The sequence below is a fragment of the Cupriavidus basilensis OR16 genome (assembly GCF_000243095.1).
GTDB lineage: Bacteria > Pseudomonadota > Gammaproteobacteria > Burkholderiales > Burkholderiaceae > Cupriavidus > Cupriavidus basilensis_D.
This window is the reverse complement of the sequence record NZ_AHJE01000007.1, coordinates 69,106-90,514: the sequence shown is the minus strand read 5'-3', so window position 1 is coordinate 90,514 and position 21,409 is coordinate 69,106. Positions and strand designations below refer to the sequence as shown.

16 protein-coding genes and 2 pseudogenes are annotated in these 21,409 nt (G+C 65.8%); 14 read left to right on the top strand and 4 right to left on the bottom strand.

The annotated features are described in order from the left end of the window. From OR16_RS48045 to OR16_RS02895, 3 genes and pseudogenes are all read right to left on the bottom strand, one after another. Positions 1–793: pseudogene (locus OR16_RS48045) on the bottom strand (xanthine dehydrogenase family protein molybdopterin-binding subunit); the annotation flags it as partial. A 49-nt stretch (positions 794–842) separates the two neighbouring features. Further along, positions 843–1,685 (bottom strand): annotated as a pseudogene (locus OR16_RS48040) (xanthine dehydrogenase family protein molybdopterin-binding subunit); the annotation flags it as partial. Positions 1,686–1,695: 10 nt separating this feature from the next. Next, complete coding sequence (locus OR16_RS02895) at positions 1,696–2,178, bottom strand: (2Fe-2S)-binding protein (protein WP_006156462.1); 483 nt, start codon at positions 2,176–2,178, stop codon at positions 1,696–1,698. A 366-nt stretch (positions 2,179–2,544) separates the two neighbouring features. Between OR16_RS02895 and OR16_RS02890 the strand changes: the two genes are divergently transcribed. The 10 genes from OR16_RS02890 to OR16_RS02845 all read left to right on the top strand — a co-directional run bounded on the left by OR16_RS02890 (position 2,545) and on the right by OR16_RS02845 (position 15,493). After that, entirely contained in the window at positions 2,545–3,123 is a 579-nt protein-coding gene (locus OR16_RS02890; protein ID WP_006156461.1) for a YqaA family protein, read from the top strand. Between the two features lie 158 nt (positions 3,124–3,281). Continuing rightward, a complete protein-coding gene (locus OR16_RS02885; protein ID WP_006156460.1) occupies positions 3,282–7,256 on the top strand; it encodes a DUF3683 domain-containing protein in 3,975 nt (1,324 codons plus the stop codon). 52 nt (positions 7,257–7,308) lie between these two features. Beyond that, positions 7,309–7,743: an HIT family protein gene (locus OR16_RS02880; protein ID WP_006156459.1), complete on the top strand. Its 435-nt coding sequence runs from the start codon at positions 7,309–7,311 to the stop codon at positions 7,741–7,743. A gap of 139 nt (positions 7,744–7,882) precedes the next feature. Beyond that, complete coding sequence (locus tag OR16_RS02875) at positions 7,883–9,766, top strand: ABC transporter ATP-binding protein/permease (protein ID WP_006156458.1); 1,884 nt, start codon at positions 7,883–7,885, stop codon at positions 9,764–9,766. Between the two features lie 52 nt (positions 9,767–9,818). Next, complete coding sequence (locus OR16_RS02870; protein WP_006156457.1) at positions 9,819–10,232, top strand: gamma-butyrobetaine hydroxylase-like domain-containing protein; 414 nt, start codon at positions 9,819–9,821, stop codon at positions 10,230–10,232. A gap of 44 nt (positions 10,233–10,276) precedes the next feature. Then, the gene (gene ubiE / locus OR16_RS02865) at positions 10,277–11,008 is read left to right on the top strand and encodes a bifunctional demethylmenaquinone methyltransferase/2-methoxy-6-polyprenyl-1,4-benzoquinol methylase UbiE (protein WP_006156456.1); all 732 of its coding nucleotides are present in this window, start codon (positions 10,277–10,279) and stop codon (positions 11,006–11,008) included. 52 nt (positions 11,009–11,060) lie between these two features. Beyond that, a complete protein-coding gene (locus OR16_RS02860; protein ID WP_006156455.1) occupies positions 11,061–12,077 on the top strand; it encodes a Tim44 domain-containing protein in 1,017 nt (338 codons plus the stop codon). A gap of 361 nt (positions 12,078–12,438) precedes the next feature. Then, positions 12,439–13,113, top strand: coding sequence for a ubiquinone biosynthesis accessory factor UbiJ (locus OR16_RS02855; RefSeq protein ID WP_006156454.1), 675 nt, complete (start codon positions 12,439–12,441; stop codon positions 13,111–13,113). A gap of 97 nt (positions 13,114–13,210) precedes the next feature. Then, positions 13,211–14,788, top strand: coding sequence for a ubiquinone biosynthesis regulatory protein kinase UbiB (gene ubiB / locus OR16_RS02850; protein WP_006156453.1), 1,578 nt, complete (start codon positions 13,211–13,213; stop codon positions 14,786–14,788). Between the two features lie 69 nt (positions 14,789–14,857). Further along, on the top strand, positions 14,858–15,493 hold the full coding sequence (locus OR16_RS02845) for a methyltransferase domain-containing protein (protein ID WP_006156452.1): 636 nt from the start codon (positions 14,858–14,860) through the stop codon (positions 15,491–15,493). 42 nt (positions 15,494–15,535) lie between these two features. On the opposite strand, the gene OR16_RS02840 is transcribed toward OR16_RS02845, so the two are convergent. Next, a complete protein-coding gene (locus OR16_RS02840) occupies positions 15,536–16,123 on the bottom strand; it encodes a hypothetical protein (protein WP_043418197.1) in 588 nt (195 codons plus the stop codon). A gap of 342 nt (positions 16,124–16,465) precedes the next feature. Between OR16_RS02840 and OR16_RS02835 the strand changes: the two genes are divergently transcribed. From OR16_RS02835 to aspS, 4 genes are all read left to right on the top strand, one after another. Further along, positions 16,466–17,902, top strand: a complete 1,437-nt coding sequence (locus OR16_RS02835) for a sodium:solute symporter family protein (RefSeq protein WP_006156450.1) — start codon at positions 16,466–16,468, stop codon at positions 17,900–17,902. Positions 17,903–18,100: 198 nt separating this feature from the next. Continuing rightward, positions 18,101–18,472, top strand: coding sequence for an FmdB family zinc ribbon protein (locus OR16_RS02830; protein WP_006156449.1), 372 nt, complete (start codon positions 18,101–18,103; stop codon positions 18,470–18,472). Positions 18,473–18,486: 14 nt separating this feature from the next. Continuing rightward, the gene (locus OR16_RS02825; RefSeq protein WP_043418195.1) at positions 18,487–19,185 is read left to right on the top strand and encodes a DUF502 domain-containing protein; all 699 of its coding nucleotides are present in this window, start codon (positions 18,487–18,489) and stop codon (positions 19,183–19,185) included. A 43-nt stretch (positions 19,186–19,228) separates the two neighbouring features. Further along, positions 19,229–21,040: an aspartate--tRNA ligase gene (gene aspS, locus OR16_RS02820; protein WP_043418174.1), complete on the top strand. Its 1,812-nt coding sequence runs from the start codon at positions 19,229–19,231 to the stop codon at positions 21,038–21,040. Positions 21,041–21,409 lie beyond the last annotated feature (369 nt).

Sequence of the window (21,409 nt, the reverse complement as noted above, 5' to 3'; positions counted from 1 at the left end):
GAGCCGCCCACCGAGAGCGAGCGCGAGCCATAGGTGCCCATGCCGAACGGCACGCGCCCGGTGTCGCCATGCACGACTTCCACCGCATCCAGCGCAATGCCGAGCCGGTCCGCCACGATCTGCGCGAAGGTGGTTTCATGCCCTGGCCGTGGCTGTGCGAGCCGGTGAAGACGGTTACGGAGCCGGGTCGGGTGGACGCGGATCTCGCCCACTTCGAACAGCCTGCGCGCGCGCCCAGCGCGCCGGCGATATTCGACGGCGCCAGCCCGCATGCCTCGATGTAGCAGGAGTAGCCCAGCCCGCGCAGCTTGCCGCGCTGCCTGGCTTCATCACGCCGCGCGGCGAAGCCTTTGACATCCGCGAGTTCTTGCGCGCGCGCCAGGCACGGCTCGTAGTCGCCGGTGTCATAGGTCAGGCCGACCGGGGTGGCGTACGGGAAGTCGTGGATGAAGTTCTTGCGGCGAATTTCCGCCGGGTCCATCTTCATCTCGCGCGCCGCGGCTTCCACCAGCCGCTCCACCACGTAGGTGGCTTCCGGGCGGCCCGCGCCGCGGTAGGCATCCACCGGCGCGGTGTTGGTGAAGACCGCGCGCACCTCGGCGTAGATCGCTGGCGTGGTGTATTGCCCGGCCAGCAGCGTGGCGTACAGGATGGTCGGCACGCTGCTGGCAAAGGTCGACAGGTACGCGCCCATGTTGGCGGTGGTGTGCACCCGCATGGCCAGGAACTTGCCGTCGGCGTCCATCGCCAGCTCGGCCTTGGTGACGTGGTCGCGGCCGTGCGCATCGGTCAGGAAGGACTCCGAGCGTTCGCTCCGAGCGTTCGGCGGTCCACTTGATCGGGCGCTTGATCTTCTTCGAGGCCCAGGTCAGCGCCACGTCTTCCGCGTACAGGAAGATCTTGGAGCCGAAGCCGCCGCCCACGTCGGGCGCGATGATGCGCAGGCGGGACTCCGGCAGGCCGAGCACGAAGGCGCCCATCAGCAGGCGCTCCACGTGCGGGTTCTGGTTCGATACGTAGACGGTGTAGCTGTCGTCCTGCCGGGTGTAGCTGGCATTGACGGCGCGCGGCTCGATGGCGTTCGGGATCAGGCGGTTGTTGACGATCTCCAGCGTGGTCACGTGGGCGGCCTTGGCAAAGGCGGCGTCGGTGGCGGCGCGGTCGCCGTGGCCCCAGACATAGCTGGTGTTCTCCGGCACGTCGTCATGCACCAGCGAGCTGGCGGACGCCGCATGCGCGGTGTTCACCACGGCGGGCAGCTCCTCGTATTGCACATCGAGCTTCTCGGCTGCGTCCTTGGCTTGCTGCAGCGTCTCGGCCACCACCAGGGCGACCTGGTCGCCGACATGGCGGGCCTTGCCCTGTGCCAGCACGGGGTGAGGCGGCTCTTTCATCGGGCTGCCGTCGATGTTGTGGATCAGCCAGCCGCAGGGCAGGCCGCCGACCTTGTCGGTGGCCACGTCGTCGCCCGTGAAGATGGCGACCACGCCGGGCGAGGCCAGGGCCTCGGTCTTGTCGATGGAGACGATGCGCGCGTGCGCGTGCGGCGAGCGCAGGAAGAAGCCGTAGCTTTGCTGCGGCAGCACGATGTCATCGGTGTACTGGCCGTTGCCGGTGAGGAAGCGGTAGTCTTCCTTGCGCTTGACCGGGGCGCCGATCAGGTGCTGGTTGTCAGGTGCGTTCATGGCGGTCCCCTTATTCAGCGCTGACGCCATGCATCGCGGACTGGCCTTCCTGCACCGCGCGCACGATGTTGTGGTAGCCGGTACAGCGGCACAGGTTGCCTTCGAGCTGCTCGCGGATGGCGGTGGCGTCGGCATTGGGCTGCTGCCTGACCAGCGCGACGGCGCTCATCACCATGCCGGGCGTGCAAAAGCCGCACTGCAGGCCATGGCAGTTGCGGAAGGCTTCCTGCATGGGGTGGAGCTGGCCCTCCGGGGCGAGTCCTTCGATGGTGGTGATGCTGGCGCCATCCGCCTGCAGCGCCAGCATGTTGCACGACTTGACCGCACGGCCGTCCATGTGCACGGTGCAGGCCCCGCACTGGGCGGTGTCGCAGCCGACATGGGTGCCGGTCAGGCGGAGTTGTTCGCGCAGGAACTGGACGAGAAGGGTGTGGGGTTCTACCTGCGCATCGACGGCGCGGCCGTTGACGGTCAGGCGGATAGGAATCGCCATGCTTGTCTCCATGTGGGTGGACACGTGCACGACCAATCCCTGAATCCCGAAAAGCTGCGCGGGACTGGCCACGACGCGTTACTGCCGTTTGCTGGGTACGGCTATTTCGTGATGTTGGTACTGCGGTGCTGCCGGTAAGGCTGAATGCCGCCAGCTGACGCCGCGCCGCGAACGTTTGGCTGCGGCAGGCTCTAACAGTTAATCACAAATCGCCGGCGCATGCCATGCGGGTTGCCCCTTCGCCACCTGATGCAGCCAGGGCGGCGGACGGCCTCCGGCGCCGGCGCGCTGCGCGGCGCTGCTAGAATGGCCCGCCGTCCGATCGCTACATCAAGGCGCCGCCGCACCGGCACCAACATTGTCCATATGGAAGGCTTCATCGACTGGTTGTTCGAAACCGCTGCCCTGCCCAAAGTGGGGCTGCCGGCCATCTTCGTGGTCAGCCTGGTGTCCGCTACCTTGCTGCCCCTGGGCTCCGAGCCGGCCGTCTTTGCCTATATCAAGCTCAACCCGCATCTGTTCTGGCCGGCCATCATCGTGGCCACGCTCGGCAATACCGCTGGCGGCGCCATCGACTGGTGGCTGGGCTATGCGGCCAAGCTGGCACTAGTGCGTTTTCGCCGGCGGCGCCAGCAGCGCGCGCACGAGGAGGAGCATGCCGAGCACCGCCGCCATCCCCGCCGGCCGCGCAAACCGGCGCTGGACGCGCGTTACTTCCGCTGGATGCGCCGCCTGGGGCCGCCGACCCTGCTGGTATCGTGGCTGCCGGGCATTGGTGATCCTTTGTGCACTTTGGCGGGCTGGCTCCGGCTACCGTTCTGGCCTAGCCTCGTTTACATGGCGATTGGCAAGTTTCTGCGCTACCTTGCCATGACCATGGCCTTGCTCTGGATCCCGAACAGTTTCTGGCACGGCATCGCTACCAGCCTCAAGAGTCTGTTCTAGCCAGCGGCTCCGGCGCCACGACAGGGGTAAAGCAACCCTTGCCCAAGCAAGGTTCTGCCATGTTGCGGTGCGGCGAAACCAGGCCTTGAAGTACAATTGCCCTTTAAAGACGATCCGGCGCACCGTCCCCGTGCGCTACAGGAAGCGGTCCCCTCCCCATGAACGCCCCACTCGTGCTCGATGCCAAACTCGCCGTGCAGGATGCCCCCGCGCGCCTGCGAGAGATCCCTTATAACTACACGTCATTCTCGGATCGCGAGATTGTCATCCGGCTGCTAGGCGAAGAAGCCTGGCGTATCCTGGCGGAGCTGCGCGGCGAACGCCGCACCGGCCGCTCCGCCCGCATGCTGTATGAAGTGCTGGGCGATATCTGGGTGGTACGCCGCAATCCTTACCTGCAGGACGACCTGCTGGAGAACCCCAAGCGCCGCCAGATGCTGGTTACGGCACTTCATCACCGGCTCTCCGAGGTTGAAAAGCGCCGCGCCGCCGACCGTGCGGAGCACGCCGAGCCGGCCGCCGAGGACCGCTCGCACCGGGTCGAGCAGCTGGTCAGCTTCGCCAAGCAGGCCATCGAGGACTTCAAGCAGGAGTTTGCCGACGCCTATGACCTGCGCAAGCGCACCCAGCGCGTGCTCGGCCGCGTCACGCAGAAAGACAACATCAAGTTCGACGGCCTGTCCCGCGTCTCGCACGTGACCGACGCGACCGACTGGCGCGTGGAATATCCGTTCGTGGTCCTCACTCCGGACACCGAGGAAGAGATCGCCGGCATGGTCAAGGGCTGCTTCGAGCTGGGCCTGACCATCATCCCGCGCGGAGGCGGCACCGGTTATACCGGCGGCGCCGTGCCGCTGACGCCGATGAGCGCGGTCATCAACACCGAGAAGCTGGAACAACTCGGGCCGGTCGAGCAGACCGACCTGCCGGGCGTGTCGCACAAGGTCGGCACCATCTTCTCCGGCGCTGGCGTGGTGACCCGCCGCGTGGCGGATGCGGCGGACAAGGCAGGGCTGGTGTTCGCGGTCGACCCGACCTCGATCGATGCCTCCTGCATTGGCGGCAACGTGGCCATGAACGCCGGCGGCAAGAAGGCCGTGCTGTGGGGCACCGCGCTGGACAACCTGGCCTGGTGGCGCATGGTGGATCCGGAAGGCAACTGGCTGGAAGTCACCCGCCTGGACCACAACCTGGGCAAGATCCACGACGTGGCGGTTGCCACCTTCGAGCTGAAGTGGTCGGACGGCAACCGCGCGCCCGGCGAAAAGCCGCTGCGCACGGAAACCCTTGCCATCGAAGGGCGCAAGTTCCGCAAGGAAGGCCTGGGCAAGGACGTCACCGACAAGTTCCTGGCGGGCCTGCCCGGCATCCAGAAGGAAGGCTGCGACGGCATCATCACCAGCGCGCGCTGGATCCTGCACCGCATGCCGGCGCATGTGCGCACGGTCTGCCTGGAGTTCTTCGGCCAGGCGCGCGACGCCATTCCGAGCATCGTGGAAATCAAGGATTACCTCGACGCCGAATCGCGCACCCCCGGCGGCGCCATCCTGGCTGGCCTGGAGCACCTGGACGAGCGCTACCTGCGCGCGGTGGGCTATGCCACCAAGAGCAAGCGCAACGCCTTCCCGAAGATGGTGCTGATCGGCGACATCGTCGGCGACGACCAGGACGCGGTCGCCCGCGCCACCTCGGAAGTCATCCGCATGGCCAACGGCAAGAGCGGCGAAGGCTTCGTCGCGGTCAGCCCGGAGGCCCGCAAGAAGTTCTGGCTGGACCGCTCGCGCACCGCCGCCATCGCCAAGCACACCAACGCCTTCAAGATCAATGAAGACGTGGTGATCCCGCTGCCGCGCATGGGCGAGTACACCGATGGCATCGAGCGCATCAATATCGAGCTGTCGATCAAGAACAAGCTCCAGCTGACCGACGCGCTGGAAGCCTTCTTCGCGCGCGGCAACCTGCCGCTGGGCCGCAGCGACGACGCCAACGAGATTCCCAGCGCCGAGCTGCTGGAAGACCGCGTGCAGCACGCGCTGCAGCTGCTGCGCGAGATCCGCTCGCGCTGGACCTACCTGCAGAACCATCTCGACACGCCGCTGGCCACCGCGCGCGCGTCGCTGATCGGCCATGGCCTGGGCCTGCTCGGCCAGGCCTTCGAGGCGCGCCTCGAGCAGCAGCCGGACGCGACCGTGTTCCACCTGCTGCAGGACCGCACCATCCGCGTGTCCTGGAAGAACGAAGTGCGTGCCGAGCTGCGCAATATCTTCAACGGCGGCGAGTTCAAGCCCATCCTGGACGAAGCGCAGAAGATCCACAAGCAGGTGCTGCGCGGCCGCGTCTTCGTGGCGCTGCACATGCACGCCGGCGACGGCAACGTGCACACCAATCTCCCGGTCAACTCCGACGACTACGACATGCTGCAGGACGCCCACCGCGCGGTGGCCCGCATCATGGCGCTGGCACGCTCGCTCGACGGCGTGATCTCGGGCGAGCACGGCATCGGCATCACCAAGCTGGAGTTCCTGACCGAGGACGAGATCGGCGAATTCCGCGAGTACAAGCAGCGCGTGGACCCGCAGGGCCGCTTCAACAAGGGCAAGCTGTTGCCCGGCGCCGACCTGCGCAACGCCTATACGCCGTCGTTCGGGCTGATGGGGCATGAGTCCATCATCATGCAGCAGAGCGATATCGGCGCCATTGCCGACAGCGTCAAGGACTGCCTGCGCTGCGGCAAGTGCAAGCCGGTGTGCGCCACCCACGTGCCGCGCGCCAACCTGCTGTACAGCCCGCGCAACAAGATCCTGGCGACCTCGTTGCTGGTCGAAGCCTTCCTTTACGAGGAGCAGACCCGCCGCGGCATCTCGATCAAGCATTGGGACGAGTTCTCCGACGTGGCCGACCACTGCACGGTCTGCCACAAGTGCGTGACGCCGTGCCCGGTCAAGATCGACTTCGGCGACGTGTCGATGAACATGCGCAACCTGCTGCGCAAGATGGGCCAGAAGAAGTTCAATCCCGGCACCGCCGCATCGATGTTCTTCCTCAACGCCACCAACCCGCAGACCATCAACATGACCCGCAAGGTCATGATCGACTGGGGCTACAAGGCGCAGCGCCTGGGCAACGACGTACTCAAGAAGTTCGCCAGGAAGCAGACCGCGCACCCGCCCGCCACGGTGGGCCGTGCGCCGGTGCAAGAGCAGGTGATCCACTTCATCAACAAGAAGATGCCGGGCAACCTGCCCAAGAAGACCGCGCGCGCGCTGCTCGACATCGAAGACAACGAGATCGTGCCGATCATCCGCGACCCGAAGCGGACCTCGCCCGAGACCGAGGCGGTGTTCTACTTCCCGGGCTGCGGCTCGGAGCGGCTGTTCTCGCAGGTGGGCCTCGCCACGCAGGCCATGCTGTGGCATGTGGGCGTGCAGACCGTGCTGCCGCCGGGCTACCTGTGCTGCGGCTATCCGCAGCGCGGCAACGGCCAGTTCGACAAGGCCGAGAAGATGGTCACCGACAACCGGGTGCTGTTCCACCGGGTCGCCAACACGCTCAACTACCTCGATATCAAGACCGTGGTGGTGAGCTGCGGCACCTGCTACGACCAGCTGGCCGGGTATGAATTCGACAAGATCTTCCCGGGCTGCCGCATCATCGACATCCACGAGTACCTGCTGGAGAAGGGCGTCAAGCTGGAGGGCGTGACCGGTACGCGCTACATGTACCACGACCCCTGCCACACCCCGATCAAGACCATGGACCCGACCAAGCTCGTCAACGAGCTGATGGGCGGCAACGAGGGCGGCGGCAAGATCGAGAAGAACGAGCGTTGCTGCGGCGAGTCCGGCACCCTGGCGGTGTCGCGCCCGGATGTCTCCACCCAGATCCGCTTCCGCAAGGAAGAGGAGATGACCAAGGGCGCGGACAAGCTGCGCACCGACGGTTTCGTCGGCGACGTCAAGATCCTGACCAGCTGCCCGTCCTGCCTGCAGGGCCTGTCGCGCTACAAGGAAGACGCCACGGTCACCGCGGACTACATCGTGGTGGAAATGGCCAAGCACCTGCTGGGCGAGAACTGGATGCCGGACTACGTGGCCAAGGCCAACTCGGGCGGCATCGAGCGGGTGCTGGTGTGATGCCGAGCGGAGCTAATCCTGGACAGTGGGTTGATGCGCCAGGAGTCCGCGCGTGAACCTCGTCCCCAACTGCCCCCTGTGCGAGACCGACGGCGGGGAACTGGCCTGGCGCGGCGAGCGCGCCCGCGTCATCCTGGTCGAGCACGAGCGCTTTCCGGGATTTTGCCGGGTGGTCTGGAACGGCCACGTGGCTGAGCAGACCGACCTCTGCGAGGACGACCAGGCCTGGCTGATGCGCCTGGTGGCGCGCGTGGAGCGCGCGGTGCGCGCGACCATGTCGCCCGACAAGGTCAACCTTGCCGCCTTCGGCAATATGGTGCCGCACCTGCACTGGCATATCATTCCACGCTATCGCTGGGACACGCATTTTCCCGAAGCCGTCTGGGCGGCCCCGCAGCGCGAGCCCGACGCCGCGCGCCTGGCTGGCCTTGCGCAGCGCCTGCCGGCACTGCGTGCGGCCCTGGCAAAACTGGACGAAGTACGCTGACCCAAGGCGCGGATTGCTGCCGGTTTTTTGGAGTTCCCGGAACCAGTCGGGCAGCGCCGTCTTCTAACACCCGTTGTCTTTACTCCAACAAGAGCGGGGGCCGGTGGATCAGCCATGGCCCGCCCGCGCGAAAGGTGCCATGTCCACACCGACTTCCGTTACCGTTCCGGGCCCTGCCGTGCCGGCCCGTGCCCTCAAGATCCAGAGCCGCCTGCGGGTGGCCGAGACGTGGGACCTGATCAAGCCTTACTGGAAATCCGAGGACCGCAAGGCTGGCCTCGGGCTGCTAGGCTTCGTGGTCGCGCTCAATCTGGGCATCGTCTATATCAACGTGCTGCTCAACGAGTGGAACCGCGTGTTCTACAACGCGCTGGAGCAGCATGACTACGTCTCCTTCAAGGCGCTGCTGATCCGCTTTTCCTGGATCGCCGGTTTCTTTATCGTGGCGGCGATTTCCCGGCAGTACTACACCATGATGCTGCAGATGCGCTGGCGTACCTGGATGACGGGACGCTTCATGGAGCACTGGCTCAGCCACCAGGCGTATTACCGCATCGAGCAGACGCGCGCCACCGACAACCCCGACCAGCGGCTGGCGGACGACTTGCGCTCCTTCACCGACGGCGCGCTGTCGCTCTCGCTCGGGCTGCTCAACTCGGTGGTGACCCTGCTGTCGTTCGTCGGCATCCTGTGGGCGGTGTCCGGGCCGATCAGCTTCATGCTGGGCGGCAGCCAGGTCACGATCCCCGGCTATATGGTGTGGTTCGCCGTGGGCTATGCGCTGATCGGCTCGCTGATTGCCCACCTGGTGGGCCGGCCACTGATTGGCTTGAACTTCCAGCAAGAGCAGTACGAGGCGGATTTCCGTTTCACGCTGGTGCGCCTGCGCGAGAACAGCGAGCCGGTGGCGCTGTACCGCGGCGAGCCTACCGAAGAAGCCGGCCTGCGCTCGCGCTTCGACCGCATCCGCGCCAACTGGAACCAGCTGATGCGGTATACGCGGCGGCTGACCTTCGTCAATTCCGGCTATGGCCAGTTCGCCATCATTTTCCCGCTGATCGTCGCCGCGCCGCGCTACTTCGCCGGCAAGATGACGCTGGGCGGGCTGATGCAGATGAGCTCGGCCTTTGGCCAGGTGCAGGGCGCGCTGTCCTGGTTTGTCGACAGCTACGCCACGCTGGTCGGCTGGAAGGCCGCGGCCAACCGGCTGATCGATTTCCGCGACGCCATCCGCGTGGCCGAGCGCCAGGACCAGGAGCACACCGGCGTGCGCGACATCGAGGTGGTCAAGGCCGAGGCCGGCGCCGGCACGGACAACGACGGCATCCGCATCGACACCCTCGCGCTGGCGTTGCCGGTGCGCACCGGCAACGGTGGGGAGATCCAGCAACGGCCGCTGGTGGCGCCGTTCTCGCTGCAGATCGCGCCTGGCGAGCGCTGGCTGGTCAGTGGCCCCTCCGGCTGCGGCAAGAGCGTGCTGTTCCGCGCGCTGGCTGGTATCTGGCCTTATGGCAGCGGCACGGTAGCCATGCCGGGAGCGGCTCGCATGCTGTTCCTGCCGCAGCGCAGCTACCTGCCGATCGGCTCGCTGGCCGATGCGCTGGCTTATCCCGACGCCGGCACCGTGCATAGCAGCGAAGCCTTGCAGAAGGTGCTGCGCGAAGCCCGGCTCGGCGCCCTGACCGAGCAGCTCGACGTGTTCGATAACTGGTCGCTGCGGCTGTCGCCGGGCGAGCAGCAACGCCTGGCCTTTGCGCGCGCGCTGCTGCAAAAGCCCGATTACCTGTTCCTGGATGAGGCCACCAGCGCGCTCGACGAGGAAACCGAAAGCGCGATGTACCGCCTGATGGTGGAATCCCTGCCCGGCGCGGCCATCATCAGCATCGCCCATCGCAGCACCGTGGCCGCGTTCCACGGCCGCCGCCTGCAGTATGTGGCAGCACACGGAGCGCACTGGGAGGCGGACCGAGATGGGCAAGGCGAGGCGGCTGCGGTAAGCTATCGGGTCGTACACGAAGCGTAAAGGCCGGTGTGGCCGCAACTTGCGGCTCGCCCACAGCCGCACGCCACCCATCATGGCAGGCCTCGAAAAAGATACTCCCCATCCCACCGCCCTTACCGTGCACACCCAGTCGCGTGTGCTGGAGGTGGGTTTTGACAACGGATCCGCCTTCCGGCTGCCGTTCGAATACCTGAGGGTGAACTCACCCTCGGCCGAAGTGCAGGGCCACGGCCCGGGCCAGGAAGTGCTGCAGACCGGCAAGCGCGAGGTCACCATCGCCGCGGTGGAGCCGGTCGGCAACTACGCCATCCTGATCCGTTTTTCCGATGGTCACGATACCGGCATCTATTCCTGGGAACTGCTGTACCGCCTGGGCGCCCAGCAGGACGCCATCTGGCAGTCCTACCTGCAGCGGCTGGAAGCGGCCGGCGTCGATCGCGACACCCCCATGGTGGCCCCCGGCGGCCATGCCTGCGGCAACCATTGAGATTGCGTGCCCCCGCGGGCCATTACTGAATTCTGGAGCGAGTCATGAGCGAAACCCACTTCGGGTTCGAGAAGGTCAAGGAAGAAGAGAAGGCCGGCAAGGTGGCCGAAGTCTTCCATTCGGTGGCCAACAAGTACGACGTCATGAACGACCTGATGTCGGGCGGCATGCACCGGCTGTGGAAGATGTTCACCATCGCCCAGGCCGGTGTGCGGCCCGGCTTCAAGGTGCTCGACATCGCTGGCGGCACCGGCGACCTGGCCAAGGCCTTCGCACGCCAGGCGGGGCCCACCGGCGAGGTCTGGCTGACCGACATCAACGAGTCGATGCTCCGGGTTGGCCGCGATCGCTTGTTGAATAAAGGCATCGTCACCCCCACCTGCCTCTGTGACGCGGAGCGGATTCCGTTCCCGGACAACCACTTCGACCTGGTCACCGTCTCTTTCGGGCTGCGCAACATGACGCACAAGGATGTGGCGTTGTCCGAGATGCGCCGGGTGATCAAGCCGGGTGGCAAGGTCATGGTGCTGGAGTTCTCCAAGGTGTGGAAGCCGCTGGAAAAGGCCTATGACATGTACTCCCTGAAGTTCCTGCCGTGGCTGGGGCAGCGGGTGGTACAGGATTCCGATAGCTATCGCTATCTGGCTGAATCGATCAGAATGCATCCAGACCAGGCTTCACTTGTACGTCTTATGGAACATGCGGGCCTGGAGAATGTCGAATACTTCAACCTGACCGCAGGAGTGGTGGCACTCCACGTCGGGCGAAAGTACTAGACCGATATAGGCTCAAAGAAAAATGAGCGAACTTAACAGGGAAAGCACTGATATGTCGCTATTTCGCGCAAAATTCATGGCGGGTGTGCTGATTGGTACGCTTGCTCTCGGCATGGCGCTCGACGCCAATGCCAAACGCCTCGGCGGGTCGCGCAGCATTGGCAAGCAATCGTCCGGCGTGACGCAACGCCAGCAGGCGCCGGCCCAGCAATCGCCGTCGCAAACGCCCGCGCAACCGGCCCAGCAGGCCGCACCGGCTGCCGCAGGCGCCGCCGGCGCGGGGGCAGCCGCTGCTGCCGCACCCAAGCGCAATTGGGGTGGCATGCTCGGCGGCATCGCCGCCGGCCTGGGCATTGGCTGGCTGCTGTCGCACTTCGGCCTGGGTGGCGCCGCCATGGGCTTCCTGTCCAACCTGATCCTGATCGCGCTGGTGGCATTCGCTGCAATCTGGCTGATCCGCAAGTTCCGCGGCGGCGCCAAGACTGCGCAGCAACCGGCCTATGCCGGTGCAGGCGCCGGTAGCGGCTCGGGTAACGGCTTCGGCGGCAGCAACGAACCGGTACTGCGTCAACAAGAGCCGCTTGGCGCACCCAACCCCGTCATGCCCACGCCCCTCTCGTCGATGCAGTCCGCGGCGCCGGTGATGGCAGGCGCGGCCGCCGGCGCCGTAGCAGGCGCGGCCCAGCCCTGGGGCGTGCCGGCTGACTTCGACACCGCAGCCTTCCTGCGCAACGCCAAGATCTACTACGTTCGCCTGCAGGCAGCCTGGGACGCCGGCAACCTCGACGACATCCGCGAGTTCACCACCCCGGAGATGTTCGCCGAGATCAAGATGGACCTGTCCGAGCGCGGCGCCGAGGTCAACAAGACCGACGTGGTCACGCTGGAAGGCGAACTGCTCGGCATCGAAGACAGCGCGGCCCAGCATCTGGCCAGCGTGCGTTTCTCCGGCATGATCCGCGAAAAGGCCGGAGACCCCGCCCAGCCCTTCGCCGAAGTCTGGAACCTGGCCAAGCCTGTAACCGGCCCCGGCGGCTGGCTGCTGGCCGGGATTCAACAGAGTTCCTGAGTGCAGCGAGTGCCTCGCCGGCAGGTTCAAGTCCGGCAGGTGGCATAGAATGGAGGCCCACGTGAAAACGTGGGCTTTTTTTGTATGCGGGCATGAATCCTCTGGCCTGGCAGGCCCCCGGGATCGTGCATCCAAACGATGCGCGGCGAGGCGTGTAGGTGTGCCAAGGCTGTATGGGGCGCCTCGGGGGCGCCTCGGGGTCGCCGCCCCGCAGGGGTGGTGAAGCTGCAATCGCGGTTGCAGTTGTTCCTGAAGTCAAGCCTTTGAATTGATGCAGTTGAAGTTGAAGTTGACGTTGAATCCGACTCTAAAACCGACCAACCCACTACCCTGAAAGGCCCGCCCCCAGCCACACCCGATCATGACCACGCTCCCCACCCCCCTGGCCACGCCCCCCATCACCGCCCTGAACCACCTGCTAGAGCAGGAACCCTGGGCAACCTCGATGCTCCAGCCCTTTGCCGGGCGCATCATCCGCTTCGACGCGGCTGCGTTCGTGCTCGCATTGAAGGTGACGGGGCAGGGTCTGACGGAACTGGCCCCGGTGGACGAGACCCCGGCGGTCACCCTGACAGTGCCGCTGCAGCAATGGCCGCTGGTGGCCTCCGACGTGGCGGGCGGCGGCCAGGCGGCGGCGATGAAGCATGTGCGCATCGAGGGCGATGCCGAGCTGGCCAACACGGTCTCCACGCTGGCCCGCAGCCTGCGCTGGGATGCGGCCGAGGACCTGTCGCGCGCACTGCGCGGCATCCTGGGCGGCCCGCTTAGCGACAGCGTGGCGCAACGGGTGGTGGACGGCGTGCAGCAGGTGCATGCCCAGGCCACGCGGGTGGGCCGCGCGCTGGTCGATAACGTGACCGAATACCTGCTCGACGAGCAGCCCACCCTGGTGCGCCATGTCGCGCTCGACGAGTTCGCTTCCGGTGTGAGCGCGCTGCGCGACGATCTCGCCCGGCTGGAGAAGCGGCTGGAAAAGCTGGAGCAGCGTACCCGCTCCGAGCGCGGCGCTGGCACGCTGCCGTCCGCTCACCGCTGATCGTCCGCTGCCCGCCACCGCCAGACCCTTGCTTCTCCACGGCTTGAGCCATTGCCAGACCGGCCAATCAGCACGGCCACAACACTGAAGAACCTGCATGACCCGCTTCCTGCGCCTTTGCAAGATCGTTTTCGTCATCCTCTACTACGGCCTCGACGAACTCGTGCTGTCCGGTTTCAAGAGCCGCCGCATCCGTTTCCTGGTGCGTGTCATCACCATTGGCCGCAAGCTCGACATGCCCCGCGGCGAACGCCTGCGGCTGGCGCTGACGCGCCTGGGGCCGATCTTCGTCAAGTTCGGCCAGGTGCTCTCCACCCGGCGCGACCTGATGCCCGAGGATATCGCCGACGAGCTGGCCAAGCTGCAGGACCAGGTGCCGCCATTCGATTCGGTCGTGGCGGTCAAGATCATCGAGCGCTCGCTGGGCCGGAAACTGGCGACGCTGTTCGAGAGCTTCGATCACAAGCCGGTGGCCAGCGCGTCCATCGCCCAGGTGCACTTCGCCATCCTGAAGGGTGGCCCCAACCACGGCCGTGAAGTGGCAGTGAAGGTCTTGCGCCCGGGCATGCTGCCGGTGATCGACAGCGACCTGGCGCTGATGCGCGACCTGGCCGCCTGGCTGGAGCGTTTCTGGGCCGATGGCAAGCGTCTCAAGCCGCGCGAGGTGGTCGCCGAGTTCGACAAATACCTGCACGACGAGCTCGACCTGATGATCGAGGCCGCCAACGCCAGCCAGCTGCGCCGCAACTTTGCCGATACCAAGCTGCTTCTGGTGCCCGAGGTGTTCTGGGACTGGTGCAGCAGCGAGGTCTTCGTGATGGAGCGCATGCACGGGATCCCCATCTCGCGCACCGAATCGCTCCGGGCGGCCGGTGTCGACATGCACCTGCTGGCCGAGGAAGGCGTGGAGATCTTCTTCACGCAGGTGTTCCGCGACGGCTTCTTCCACGCCGACATGCACCCGGGCAATATCCTGGTGTCGGTGGCGCCGCAGAGCTTTGGCCGCTACATCGCGCTGGACTTCGGCATCGTTGGCGCGCTGTCCGAGTTCGACAAGAACTACCTGGCGCAGAACTTCATCGCCTTCTTCCGCCGCGACTACCATCGGGTGGCCTTGCTGCACGTGGAGTCGGGCTGGGTGCCGGCGAATACGCGGGTGGAGGAACTGGAGAGCGCGGTACGGGCGTGCTGCGAGCCCTATTTCGACAAGCCGCTCAAGGAGATCTCGCTGGGCATGGTGCTGATGCGCTTGTTCCAGACCTCGCGCCGTTTCAATGTCGAGATCCAGCCGCAACTGGTCCTGTTGCAGAAGACGTTGTTGAATATCGAAGGGCTGGGGCGCCAGCTCGATCCGGACCTGGACCTGTGGAAGACCGCCAAGCCCTTCCTCGAGAAGTGGATGCACGAGCAGGTCGGCTGGAAGGGTGCCTGGGAACGCATCCAGGTAGAGGCCCCGCAATGGGCCAAGATGCTGCCCGATTTCCCGCGCCTGGCGCACCAGTTCCTCGAGCGCCGCGCGCTGGTGGACAATGGCCAGCAGGAGAAGCTGCTAGCCGCGCTGGTCGCCGAGCAGCGCCGCACCAACCGCCTGGTCGGCACCGCCTTGCTGCTGGTGGGGGGATTTGTCGCGGGCGTGGTGCTGACCGAGCTGCTGGCCTGGGTCGGCTATTGGTAGCAAGCGGTAGCAAGCCCGATCGCCCTTGGGGGGCGTGGGCAAACGTGATGCAACGCAGTGGAGGCTAGCTTGACCAAATCCGATAACGCGCCGGACAAGAGCGGGGTCCCGCCAGCCTTTGCCACGCGCGACGCGGCGGATCCGGCCTTCTGGGATGAGCGCTTCGAGAAAGGCTTCATGCCTTGGGACCTGGGCGGCGTGCCGGCCGAATTCGAGGCCTTCGCCAGCGCAATGGCGCCTTGCCCCACGCTGGTCCCTGGCTGCGGCAACGGCTGGGAAGCAGGCTGGCTCCATGCGCGCGGCTGGCCGGTGACCGCCATCGATTTCTCGCCCGAGGCCGTGGCCAGCGCGCGCCGCGCGCTGGGGCCGGCCGGGGCCGTCGTGCACGAGGCGGATTTCTTTGCCTTCGTGCCCGAGCCTGCCTGCCAGTGGATCTACGAGCGGGCCTTCCTGTGCGCCTTGCCGCCAGCCATGCGGACCGCCTACGCCGCCCGCGTGGCGCAACTGCTGCCGCCGGGCGGCCTGCTGGCCGGCTACTTTTTCCTGGACGAGACGCGCGGCGGGCCGCCCTTCGCGATCCCCGAGGCAGAGCTGCGCGCGCTGCTTGCGCCGGCGTTCGATCTGGTCGAGGCCAGGGCCGTCACTGGCTCGCTGCCGGTATTCGCCGGCCGCGAGCAGTGGCAGGTCTGGCGCCGCAGGGCTTAGGTTTCTGGTTTCAGGTTTCAGCCCCAGGCGCCAGCCCTGGCTTTAGCCGCGCACGCGGGCGTTGTGCTTGTCGTGGTAGATCGCCCGGCTGTCGCGGTTTTCGGCGCGCTGGATGCCGCGCTGCGCGCCCGCGCTGACATGGCCGCTGGCGCCGGCACGCGCTTCGCGCCGATCGACGTGAGCCTGGCCGCGCTCGAGGCTGCCGGCCTCGCGATTCGTGAGCGAGCCGTTGGCCACGCCATTCTTGATGCGTTGTTCCTGGTTGATATTGCGTTGCACGTCGGCCTGCATGCGCTGCGACGAGGCGCTGGCGGGGTTGCCGGTGATGCCGTTATGTGTGTCGTGCGCGATGTCGCGGCTCACGTGGTTTTCGGCACGCTGGATCGACGCCTGCTCGCGCGGCGAGACCGAGCCATTGGCCATGGCGTGCGCTTCCATGTGGTCCACGTGCGCGGTCTGCTTTTCCAGGCTGGCCGCTTCGCGCGTGTTCAGGGTGCCCGACTTCAGGCCGTTCTCGATGCGCTGTTCCTGGTTGACGTTGCGCTGCACATCCTGCGAGACCGCCGCGGTCTGGGCGCTGGCCAGGCCCGCGCCGAGCAGGCCTGCTGCGATCATCAGGGTCTTGAGCATCTTGGATTTGGCTTTGTAAGCTGTGTAACCGTGCGTAAGCCGTGCATCTTGCGCACCATGGCGGAGCGCCGCGGCCGTGGCGGGCAGCCGCGGCGCTGTCCACGTCACCTGTGGCGCCAGGGCTGCACCATCCCGGGCAATTTCCGCGTGGCGGGGATTTTTTCTCGCCGCGCGGCAGGCGTCGCTATAATCCGCGTTTTGATTCGGCTACGACCGCAGGCTAGATCAGCCACCCATGCGGCCCCGACCGATGAATTGGACTCCGGGCAAGGCTGGCCGCATATCCCGCCTCACCGGCAACCGGTTTCTCGCCGCAAGGGCACTTTGGGATAGGGCAGCAGCATGCTGATCTGGTTCGTCATCATCTACTGGGTAATCTCGGTCGGCATCGGCCTGTGGGCCGCGCTGCGCGTGCGCAACGCCACCGATTTCGCGGTCGCCGGCCGCAGCCTGCCGTTCTATATCGTCACCGCCACCGTGTTCGCCACATGGTTTGGCTCGGAGACGGTGCTGGGCATCCCCGCTGTCTTCCTCAAGGAGGGCTTGTCCGGGGTGGTGTCCGATCCCTTCGGTTCCTCGCTATGCCTGATCCTGGTCGGCCTGTTCTTCGCGCGCCCGCTGTACCGGATGAACCTGCTCACCATCGGCGATTACTATCACAACCGCTACGGGCGGCTGGCCGAGGTGCTGACCACGCTGTGCATCGTGATGTCCTACCTGGGCTGGGTTGCCGCGCAGATCAAGGCGCTCGGGCTGGTGTTCTTCACGGTCTCCGACGGCGCGCTGTCGCAGGAGACCGGCATGATGATCGGGGCTGCCAGCGTGCTGGTGTACACCCTGTTCGGCGGCATGTGGGCCGTGGCGGTGACCGACTTCATCCAGATGATCATCATCGTGATCGGGATGCTGTATATCGGCTATGAAGTCAGCGGCCAGGCCGGCGGCGTGGCGGCGGTGGTGTCGCATGCGGCCGCGGCCGGCAAGTTCGAATTCCTGCCCTCGCTGGACCTGTTACAGATCATCGGTTTCGCGGCCGCGCTGTTCACCATGATGTTGGGGTCGATCCCGCAGCAGGATGTGTTCCAGCGCGTGACGTCGTCACGCACGGAGAAGATTGCCGGGCGCGCCTCGGTACTCGGCGGCGTGCTCTACTTCTGCTTTGCCTTCATCCCGATGTTCCTGGCCTATTCGGCCACCATGATCGATCCGGAGATGGTGCAAAAGTACATCAACACCGATTCGCAGCTGATCCTGCCCAAGCTGATCCTGACGCACGCGCCCATGTTCGCCCAGGTGATGTTCTTCGGTGCACTGCTGTCCGCCATCAAGAGCTGCGCCTCGGCGACGCTGCTGGCGCCCTCGGTCACCTTTGCCGAGAACATCCTGCGGCCTTATTTCCGCCATCTCGATGACCGCCGCTTCCTGCGCGTGATGCAGGCCGTGGTGCTGGTGTTCGCCGTGCTGGTCACGCTGTTCGCGCTGAACTCGCATCTTTCCATTTTCCATATGGTGGAAAATGCCTATAAGGTCACCTTGGTGTCCTCGTTCGTGCCGCTGGCCTTTGGCATGTTCTGGAAGCCGGCCACGCGCCAGGGCGGCCTCGCCGCGATCATCCTCGGGCTGGCTTCCTGGCTGTGCTGTGAAATCGCTTTCGCCGACGCGGCGGTGCCGCCGCAGATGGTCGGTCTGTTGTTCTCCATCGGCGGCATGGTGTTTGGCTCGCGGCTGCCGCAGTGGATCGGCGATCATCCGCGGGTCAAGGAAGTGCATCTGGCCTGAGCGTTGCCGGCGCCGGGCGCCTCACGCGTGCGCTCGAAGGCATTTTCTGCCCTTTTTCCGCCGGCCCGGCATTCTCAGATCAGTTTATAATTCAAGGCTTTGCACCGTGGGGCGGCGCGCGGGAGTGGCAACTTCCCGGCCAGCGCGACCCTGCGGTTCCACCCATTTTCCGTTCCAGAATCCTCGCGGAGAGCCACTATGCCGATCTATGCCTATCGTTGCGACGCCTGCGGCCACGGGCGCGATGTGCTGCAGAAAATGAGCGATGCCCCGCTCACCGACTGCACATCCTGCGGCGCGAAGGGCACGTTCAAGAAACAACTGACCGCCGCGGGCTTCCAGCTCAAGGGGTCGGGCTGGTACGTCACCGATTTCCGCGGTGGCAACAGTGGCGCCTCCGCCGCGCCCGCCACGCCAGCCGCGGCCGGCGCCACCGAGGGCAAGAGCGAAGCAGCGGCACCGGCCTCGTCCGGCGCAGCCACGGATTCCTCCAGCAACGCCAGCACCAGCACCAGCACGGCGCCGGCCAGCACTGCCGGCGGTTCTGGCAGCGCTGCCGCCAGCCATTGAAGGCAGAACGCATCGTGCCGGCTAAGAAAACGTCCGCCCTCAAGACCTGGTTCCTCACCGGGCTCTTGGTGCTGGTGCCGCTGGGCATCACGCTGTGGGTGTTGAACCTGGTCATCAGCACCATGGACCAGAGCCTGGCGCTGTTGCCTGAGGCCTGGCAGCCCGTCCAGCTGTTCAAGGTGCGCATCCCGGGCCTGGGCGCCATCCTGACGGTGGTGTTCATCCTGCTGGTCGGCCTGCTGACCCACAACTTCATCGGCCAGCGCCTGGTGCGCTGGTGGGAGGCGCTGCTGCGCCATATCCCGGTGGTCGGGCCGATCTACACCAGCGTCAAGCAGGTCTCGGATACGCTGCTTTCCTCGTCGGGCAATGCCTTTCGCAAGGCGCTGCTGGTGCAGTACCCGCGTGAGGGCTCGTGGACCATCGCCTTCCTGACCGGCCGTCCCGGGGGCGACGTGCAGAATCACTTGCAGGGCGAGTATGTCAGCGTCTACGTGCCGACCACGCCCAATCCGACCTCGGGCTTCTTTCTCATGATGCCCAAGGCCGATACCATCGAACTCGACATGACCGTCGACGCCGCGCTGAAATACATCGTCTCGATGGGCGTGGTGGCGCCGACCGAGCTGCCACGCAAGAGCGGCTCGGTGCGCGCCGGCGAAGCGGGGGCAGAAGCCCTCGCCGAATCCGCCGACTCATCGCATTCAAATTGATCGCCGGCCGCATCGGCGGCCGCGTTATTCCGGGAATTCTCTTATGTCCTCCATGCGTACTCACTATTGCGGTCTTGTGACCGAACAACTGTCGGGCCAGGAAGTGGCCCTCACCGGCTGGGTACAGCGTCGCCGCGATCACGGCGGCGTGATCTTCATCGACCTGCGCGACCGCGAAGGCCTGGTGCAGGTGGTGTGCGACCCCGATCGTCCCGAGATGTTCAAGGCCGCCGAAGAGATCCGCAACGAGTTCTGCGTGCGCATCACCGGCAAGGTCCGTCCCCGTCCGGCAGGCACCGAGAACGCCAACCTGACCTCCGGCAAGATCGAGGTGCTGTGCCATGAGCTGACCGTGCTCAACCCGTCGGTCACGCCCCCGTTCCAGCTCGACGACGACAACCTGTCCGAGACCACCCGCCTGACGCACCGCGTGCTGGACCTGCGCCGCCCGCAGATGCAGTACAACCTGCGCCTGCGCTACAAGGTGGCGATGGAAGTGCGCAAGTTCCTGGACGCGCAAGGCTTCATCGACATCGAGACCCCGATGCTGGGCAAGAGCACGCCCGAAGGCGCGCGCGATTACCTGGTGCCCTCGCGGACCAACCCGGGCCACTTCTTCGCGCTGCCGCAATCGCCGCAGATCTTCAAGCAGATGCTGATGGTGTCGGGCTTCGACCGCTACTACCAGATCACCAAGTGCTTCCGCGACGAAGACCTGCGTGCCGACCGTCAGCCCGAGTTCACGCAGATCGACTGCGAGACCTCGTTCCTGAGCGAGCAGGAGATCCGCGACCTGTTCGAGGACATGATGCGCACGGTGTTCAAGAACGCCATCGACGTCGACCTGGACGCCAGCTTCCCGGTGATGGAATTCCGCGAGGCCATGGCCCGCTTCGGTTCGGACAAGCCTGACCTGCGCGTCAAGCTCGAGTTCACCGAACTGACCGACGCCATGAAGGACGTCGACTTCAAGGTGTTCTCCGGCCCCGCCAACAGCGAGAACGGCCGCGTGGTCGGCCTGTGCGTGCCGGGCGGCGCCGCCATCTCGCGCAGCGAGATCGATGCCTACACCCAGTTCGTCGCCATCTACGGCGCCAAGGGCCTGGCCTGGATCAAGGTCAACGAAGTGGCCAAGGGCCGCGACGGCCTGCAATCGCCGATCGTCAAGAACCTGCACGACGCGGCCATCGCCGAGATCCTGAAGCGCACTGGCGCCAAGGACGGCGACATCATCTTCTTCGGCGCGGACAAGGCCAAGATCGTCAACGATGCCATCGGCGGCCTGCGCCTGAAGGTCGGCCACTCCGAGTTCGGCAAGACCCACGGCCTGTTCGAGGACGTGTGGAAGCCGCTGTGGGTGATCGACTTCCCGATGTTCGAGTACGACGAAGAAGACGCCCGCTGGGTCGCCATGCACCACCCGTTCACCAGCCCCAAGGACGAGCACCTGCAGTACCTGGAAACCGATCCGGGCAAGTGCATCGCCAAGGCCTACGACATGGTCCTGAACGGCTGGGAAATGGAAATGGGTGGCGGCTCGGTGCGGATCTTCCGCGAGGACGTGCAGAGCAAGGTGTTCCGCGCCCTGAAGATCGGCGAGGAAGAAGCCCGTGCCAAGTTCGGCTACCTGCTGGACGCGCTGCAATACGGCGCGCCCCCGCACGGCGGCCTGGCTTTCGGCCTGGACCGCATCGTCACCATGATGGCCGGTGCTGATTCGATCCGCGACGTGATCGCCTTCCCCAAGACCCAGCGCGCGCAAGACTTGCTCACGCAAGCACCGAGCTCGGTCGACGAGAAGCAACTGCGCGAGCTGCATATCCGTTTGCGCGCCGCGGAGCCGAAGACGGCCTGAGCCGGGTTTTCGTCTTCTGGAAGAAGGGCCGCGCGCAAGCGCGGCCTTTTTGTTTCCGGGGTGCCTTAAACGCTTGCCGCGGTCGCGGCCAAGCCTGCCACTCGAGACATGGCGGTACGCCGCAAGCCGCACCGCAACGACCTGCTGGACGCCTTCATCACGGACATGAAGGCGGCTCACGCCTGAGGTATGGGAGATCCGGCCAGGTCCCGCGGCATGGGTCTCGCGCGCGGCACGTGCCACAGTCAGCACCCGATGGCTGGTTTCCAATTGTTACATCGCGGAACGAAGCCCTTTCCGCCCAGTCTTCTCCCTTTATAGCGCCAAGCCGCAAGCCCATTTCGAAGGCACGCCGGCCGCGCGGGAGGA